Annotated in this window: 4 protein-coding genes; 2 read left to right on the top strand and 2 right to left on the bottom strand. The window is 50.4% G+C overall.

The features are described from left to right. The first annotated feature begins 4 nt into the window (after window positions 1-4). Together AC1AY0_RS07095 and AC1AY0_RS07100 are read left to right on the top strand one after the other, a co-directional pair. Entirely contained in the window at window positions 5-1,651 is a 1,647-nt protein-coding gene (locus tag AC1AY0_RS07095; protein ID WP_476524956.1) for an LlaJI family restriction endonuclease, read from the top strand. A gap of 296 nt (window positions 1,652-1,947) precedes the next feature. Next, a complete protein-coding gene (locus tag AC1AY0_RS07100; protein ID WP_476524957.1) occupies window positions 1,948-2,328 on the top strand; it encodes a hypothetical protein in 381 nt (126 codons plus the stop codon). Between the two features lie 175 nt (window positions 2,329-2,503). Here the strand turns inward: AC1AY0_RS07100 and AC1AY0_RS07105 are convergent, their stop codons facing one another. Both AC1AY0_RS07105 and AC1AY0_RS07110 read right to left on the bottom strand, forming a co-directional pair. Then, entirely contained in the window at window positions 2,504-6,730 is a 4,227-nt protein-coding gene (locus AC1AY0_RS07105) for a UvrD-helicase domain-containing protein (protein WP_476526105.1), read from the bottom strand. Window positions 6,731-6,744: 14 nt separating this feature from the next. Then, window positions 6,745-7,437, bottom strand: coding sequence for a hypothetical protein (locus AC1AY0_RS07110; protein ID WP_476524959.1), 693 nt, complete (start codon window positions 7,435-7,437; stop codon window positions 6,745-6,747). Window positions 7,438-7,481: the final 44 nt, after the last annotated feature.

Genomic DNA, 7,481 nt, shown 5'->3' on the forward strand with positions numbered 1-7,481 from the left:
CATAATGGTCAGTCGATTCTTCATTGAAGGAGTCTGTTACACTTCTCAGCAGATTTGCGAAGCACGAATCAGGAGTGGCTTACCTAGCACAGAAACGCCCACTTACGATGCGTCAGATGAGCAGTTAAACGATGCCACCACTTCCGTTATCAATATGCTTTCCAGTATGAGAATAGGCCAAAAGTCGTTGCTGAAAAGTGTCAAAGGCGGCTACCGGTTTAATTATGTGGGAGTCCTCGCTATAGACGGGTTTCTATTTCCGATCCTACCGAAGTACTATACGTATGAGCCCAAGGAGCATATTCCAGCTAAGCCTGCAGCGGCCTCTCTCATCGAGGTACTTACCGCCATACACAAATATCTCAGTTCTCACCCGACCAAGCAGGATGAAATTACCTTCAGCCCGGCAGACATCCAACAACCGATTGTGCAGAACCAGCTTGGACTGTATCGGTTCCTGCTAGAAGACTATGCACAGAATGGGCCATACACGAATTCACGGAAAATACGGGAATTCAATGGCGAAGGTGAAATCGATTGGCCACGCACCATAGGCCAGATCACTCCAGTAATGAGCAACGATTCACCAGCGTATATGGAACTTATCACCTCGCGACGGACCCGTGAATCGTCCAATTTCATAGCGCGCATACAACTGGCAATGCTCACCGAAATCAGCGATTTCATAGAAAGCACCGGTCTGAACGGGATTCTGCACATGCCACTTGTCAGGAACTCACATAAGAACTTGGACGATGTCGGTGATACTGCAATGCTGGTGCGCCGTTTGCAGCAGGAGCTCAGCATTCAGTTCGAGACACGAAAGAAACTGCTCTTAAGCAACATGCTCAATTACCTCAGGAATTACAGTCCTGCGGACAGGAGCAGTATTCTAGCTGAGGGCACAGGGTCGTTCGATCGCGTGTGGGAAGACATTTGCCAACAAATCTTCCACCATGACGAACGAATCACTTTGCCAAAACCCATGTGGGAATTCTTCCCGCAATTGGAGTGGAATTCGAGCTCGAATCTCACTAGTCAGGCTGTCAATGATGCAAACGCCGACGAAGCAAAAGCCGCGCAAGAGAATGACATCCCAGGAGAGGGCACCACAGCAGAGGCAAATTCGTCCACTCTTATACCGGATGTAATCAACACTGCGGAGTTGAATACTCAATCTTCCATTTACATTCTGGATGCCAAATACTATATGCCCGAATACAAGTATTCAGACTCGGAGAACGGTCAAATAACCGGTCAGCCCGGCATCGGTGATCTCATCAAGCAATACTTTTATATGATGGCCTTGCACCAAGAGTTGCCACTCAAGGAAGACAAGAATGCAACCGGCCCAATCGGCATCTTGGGCAACGCCTTCATCCTACCGTCCCAGCGAGCACTGGAAGATGAAGGCGATTCAAGCGAACGATACCTGCTTGTACAGCGAGGGCAGGTGTCGCTAAAGTTTATGAACAATATCGACAAGGGCTTTCCCAAGCATATTCTTCTATTCGAATTGGATGCCGAGCAGGCAACCAATATGTATCTGACCGGCATCCCGGATGCAGCTAAGGCTTTAGAATATCTGCGCCAGATGTTCGCGCCCGAACCATCCGAAAACCTCATCGGAGCGAAAACCATTAAACGATAATGGGCTCTCCTTTCTTCGGGCAGCGGAATCTTTCAGCCATTCATCTTTAATAATCAGGCAAACCCTTATCGAAACGCTCAACTGGTAAAACCGAATTCAGCAAACACAGTTGAGACTTAGGTCAGCATGGCTCCTGCATCCCCACAACGTTGCGACACGCCTCATAAAACAAAGAAAACCAATCCTATGAGGAAGTTGTCCGGTTAATCATGGTGTCATCCGGAAAGGCTGGTTGGCAAGAAAAAGATAGACGTTCAGAGAAAGGCTCTGGACGAGGAAGAAGGAAGGAAAACACCATGACCATGAACATCATTCTGATTGCACCGGATACTGATGACCTGCCAGAAGGCGCCAAGGCAGCCGGACTTGAATACGCCGTCCGTCGCAGCCGTGACCACGCGTTCCTCTCAGATCCGGATCTCGACGGCACCGATGCCGCATGGGAACCGGACGCGATGAACGGCACATGGTTGGGCAGCGTAGACGAAGCATGGAACCTTGCGGACCGTTTTAATCTGACAAATCCCGACGAAGACAAGGATATGCTTAACGGCTACCAAATCGTCAGCCGTCCTTGGTTCTACGAGGACGATCTTATCGACAGCATGGAACCCGTCGCACTCGACAAGCTCGACTTCAGCGGACTTGGTATCACCATCGATGACTTCGAGAAGTAAGTCGAATGACAGCACGGAATATCAGCAGCAGTGCCATACTCCATGGAATTATTCTTCTACCGATGGCTGAGCGCATAATAAGGCTTTGAACCGAACATAATTGTTCGGTTCAAAGCCTTTTTTCTCTATGGGCGCCTGGACAACTAGTCTGCACATATTGCTCAACGCATGTTGCTCAGCTCACATCAATCAGCCGATGCCCGGCCAAACCGATAAGCCAACGATCGGTGACCCGGTAGCCAAAGTAGCGCTGTTCCAAGGCGCGCGCGTAAAGATCTTGCTGGGCTCGGTAATCGTCGGCAAGACGTTTCTGCCAAGCATCAAGAGACTCACCACGTTGTACCCGGTCGGTTTTGTAATCGAACAATATGATGGATTTCGTTGCATCATCGACGACGAAACCATCGATAACACCACGCACTACGATCTCCTCGTTCTTCATGGAAGAAAGCGAAGACACTGTATCCGAATCCGCCGAATCATCAGTATTCGCGTTGTAGCTATTGAAGACTGCCAATTCATGCGCTCCAATCAGCATGGTGAACGGCTCTTCCCTGTGTAAATCGGCTGGGTTGGAACGGATTCGTGCAGTAAGCCTTCTCAGAGCATCCGCACTCACGGTTTCATTTTCGTCAGCAACTACTTGTGCACTATCACCCAACCCGCCTGAGACGAACCACAGCAGATTCGCCATCATCGTCTCACCTCGCAGGGTTTCAGCCACGGCTGGCGCAATCAGATGTTTGTGAAGCAATTGGTTGATAGCTGATTCAATGCCAGCACGGCAGGATTCAGCATTCTCCGAGCGCTCCCAGTCGAAGATTTCCAACACGTTATGCGCGCCGGTGCCTACTTCGGCAGGAGAAGCCTCATGCTTGGTGGATTCGGCTACCATGAAGTCCGGCAAGGCAAAGTCCATGCGGCGCCAGTCATCTTTAGCGTCCACAATCACGTTTTCTGCCGAATCATCTGCAACATCACTATCTTCATCACCTGTATTCTGCTGGGCGGCATTAGCCATCCAATAGCGAGCGCCGGAAGCATTGACGGCCGCTGGCACACGCGGCAAACTGTCTCCGTCTACCTCGGGGCGTTGAGCTTCAATATTCATACGCTTCTTGGTGTATGAATATCCTGGCGTATTCGCGGTCATCTCGGTCTGCGGTTCAGGATTATCCGCATGAGCGGAAATCGTAATGCACATGCCTTGCTGTGCGGTCTGTGAATCGGAATCATCAGGGTTTTGAGGAACCACAATGACTCGAGGCTCACCGTCAATATGAATATCTTGCCAATCATCTGGAATCTGAGTGACCGCACCCGGCTCTGCCGACTGCTGCCACGCAAGCATTCCCCCAAGAATCCAAGACAGATACTGAGAAGACGAAACCAACGATTGTACTGATAACGCCTTGCGCGGACCGCAGACAGAATCCACTTCTCGCACTGAAGCGTCACCGATAATCTTTCGCATATCTATCGAATTCGGATTATCTTTGGATTCCTTGGCATTCGCCACGATGATGAGCTTCTTCTTCGGTCTGGTCAATGCCACGTAGAGCAGGCGCAGCTCCTCTTCCACGCTTTTACGCTTCAACTCCTCCATCACATCATCGCGTTGGAAAGTACCTAATCTGTATTCATGGCGCGTGAAAACTACATTCATGCCGGCGATGCCATAACGTACGCCCGGCTTTTCCACCACAGGAACAGATGTTTGCTTCACGTTTTTCAGCAAATCACCTGAAGCGTTCATCACAATTACTACCGGCCATTGCAAACCTTTAGCCTTGTGAATGGTCATGATATGCACGGCGTTCTTGGTGGGAACCGTTGAGGCCTCCTCCCCCGCCTTAGCATCCGTTGCCCAAGATTCCACGGCATCAAGAAATGCACGAAGATTATGCCCATGTGTGGATTCATAGGTCCTGGCCTTGGCACAAAGCGACTCCAAATTGGCTTTGCGCTGCGCACCTTCCGGCAGCAAGCCCACGTAATCGTACAAATCTGTTACTGCATACAGATGCCATAACAGTTCATCCAGCGGATGACTGGAGGCAAAGTCACGCATATCATTCAGAAGATTCAAGAATGCTTGACATTTGTCAGTCAATCCCTGGGTGCGCCATGTATGCGCCAAGTCGGTCGCAGTATCTTCAGGGTTGGCATCATTCGTGTCATTTGCATTGTCTGCACCAGACTGCATGTCAACTTTCGCATGCTGATTCTTGAATTCACTGGCTACCCAGATCTGCCCGTATAATCCACCCTTCGTCTGCATGCGCAACCGCGCCAGATCGTCATCAGTAAAGCCAAATGATCGCAGCACAGTGACCAGTGGAATATCCTGATGCGCATTGGCAATGACTCTCAGCCAGTTGAGCGTCAGGGTAATCTCCGGCTTCTTGTAGAAATCGCCTACACCTTTCACTTCGACCGGAATATTGGCAGCCTGCAACCGGTCCGCGAGATCTCCGAAATAGGTGGCGCCACGCGAAAGAATCGCAATGTCACCGTACGAATAGCCCTCCCGAGCAATCAATGACTGCACACGGCGCACAATCATGTCCACCTGCAGCTGACTTTGCGCGCAACGCAAATTACCTTGAGATTTCATCTGGGGTTCCGGTGTGTTACTGCTGGGCTCGTCACCGTTCTCCACTCGCTCGCCTTGCAAGCACAGCAGCAGTTCCACTGCATCACTGTGGAATGGCGTATCCTGCGCTGACTCATCAGCGTGGACATCAGCTTGTATATGCAGCCGCTCAGCACGATAATCCACCTTGCCCATGTCGTGAGTCATCAACCCATCGAACACTGCATTCACAAACGTGATGATTTCCGGCGTTGAACGATAATTCACCCATAATTGGCTGGTATGCTCAGGCGGCACCTGATCGCAAATTTCCTTGAAGGCCTCCGGAGAAGCGTCACGGAAACCGTAGATGCTTTGTTTGACGTCACCCACCATAGTGAGCTTGTCCGCTTCACTACTGACGTATTGGATGAATGCGTTCTGCAGCGCATTATCATCCTGGCTCTCGTCCACATAGATATAACGCCACTGATCATGGATGCGCTGCGCTGCTTCCGGCTCTTGCAATATGGAAAGAGCCCATTCCGCCACGTCGCTGAAATCAGCCAATCGCATACGTTTTTTCTCAGCACGGTATGCATCATCCAAAAGATGAATGAAGCAAACCTGCGTATCCAAACGATGCTTCATCCGCGCGTACAGCAGGTTGGTGTCTTCCAGCGTGAAAGTGAATATCGTGAGTATATTCTTCAGGGGCTGCTGAACGTCACCCACCGACTGGGCGAGTTCCTTCACACCTTCACACTTAGTATTAACTTTGCCTTTGAACACGTCTTTCAATACGCCTGTTCTCTGCGTGCAATTTGTGGTAACAGCATGATACAGACCATTATCAGGATGTTCCTGCTCGTCATGAAAAAGCGCATACAGCTCGTTCCATGTACCGTTGCGTATCAATTCCGGCAGATTACCCAGCTGAGAAAGTGACCGCAAATAATGACTGTCCTCCGGGAAGTTGGTTTCCGGGTATTGCGGAGCATACGTTTTTGCGATGAAGTCAATTCGCTTCAGCAGCTCCGGATACACACGATTGAACTCGGTAATACACGCGTCGATACGTCGGTCAAGCGCGTCACTCACCCCATATACAGGCTTATCAGCGACGAACACCAGATCATACGGTTCGCTCAAATTACGCAGCCAAGCGAGGCCATCTGGTTTGGTCAGCGCTGTGTCGTACAGGCGGAACATCAAGCTGCGTAATGAGTTATCGTTCCGGGCACCGCCAAAGCTTTCCAGAAGGTCCATGAAATCAGCATGATGGCTATCGTTGTCGCTATACCACTGTTCAAACAGACCATCCATAACCTGTCGTTGCAAATCATGGCGCATCGCTTCGTCAGAAAGTATCTGCTGCCCTGGCTCCACTTGAGGCAAAAGTTCGGAATTGCGATCAACGATATATTTTGCAAGCGAATCGATGGTGCTGATATGCGCGGCAGGCAAATCAGCGAGCGCTTGCGTGAACACTCTGCATGCCAATGGGCAATTAGCTAGTATTGCCTTTGCCAATGCCCCATCATTGCCGCCGATTTCATACTTATCATCATTTTTGATGAGGTGCCGCGGGTCGCAATGCTCATTAGCCGTAGCAAAATCGATGGCAAAACGAAGATTGGATTCCAATCTCCTACGCATTTCCGCCGCAGCCGCTTCGGTGAACGTAATCACCAAAGAGGCGCGAATCGACTGCGGGCTAGCGGCGCTACGATTGCGCTCCAGCAAATCAAGCAGCACGTCTTGCAGCAGCTGGGTGGTCTTACCAGTACCAGCGGAAGCATTAATCACATGCGTATTCTTATTCATAGCAACTATCCCCCTTACTTCTTCTGAACCATCGTCATGGCCGTATGAATGAGCGCGTCTTTTGCAATCGGATCTTCGTAGTGGAAGGCTTCACCGTTCAACATATCTAGAGCAATCACATCCGCATACGAGCTGCGCATCACACCGTCCTTCGCCTCTGGATCCAAGGTTTTATACGGCTGCACTGGTAGGTTCCCGGCCATGATGTTCTCGCAAGCTTCTTGAATCTTCATCTGTACGAAATCACAGATAGCGTTGAATTCGTCATCTTCGACCTGAGCCCAAACTTCAGGAGCACTTGTTACCCAAGGATTCACGATGGTTGCACCACTGCCCAATCCCATGTTCCAAGCCGAGGCCCATGCATCATCTTGGAACAATGCTGCCGTACCGTCGCTCAGGGGACCCTTTGTCCTTGTGGTAATCCAATCCGAAAATGCTACTGGTTTGACACCGTCGCTTTTACGCCGAATCGGTACAAAGAACAAACCAATAAGCGGTACATCAGTATTACGCTGCGCCGCCCGTGCATAGGTGAACAACTGAAGTTCACGGCCATAGTAAATGGCGGAACCTTTATCCATATCCGGATTACTCTCCGTTACCTTTGAGCCGAACAACTGTTTGGTGGAAGATTTGTAGGCCTTTCGCTGTTTATGGTGGGTGGTTTGGGGTGGGGTGATGCCGGTCGGGTAGGTTGGAGGCATGGATACCTCTCACCTGTTCACCGCCGCGCTTCAGTTGCAGTCAC

Source organism: Bifidobacterium sp. LH_416, assembly GCF_056357055.1.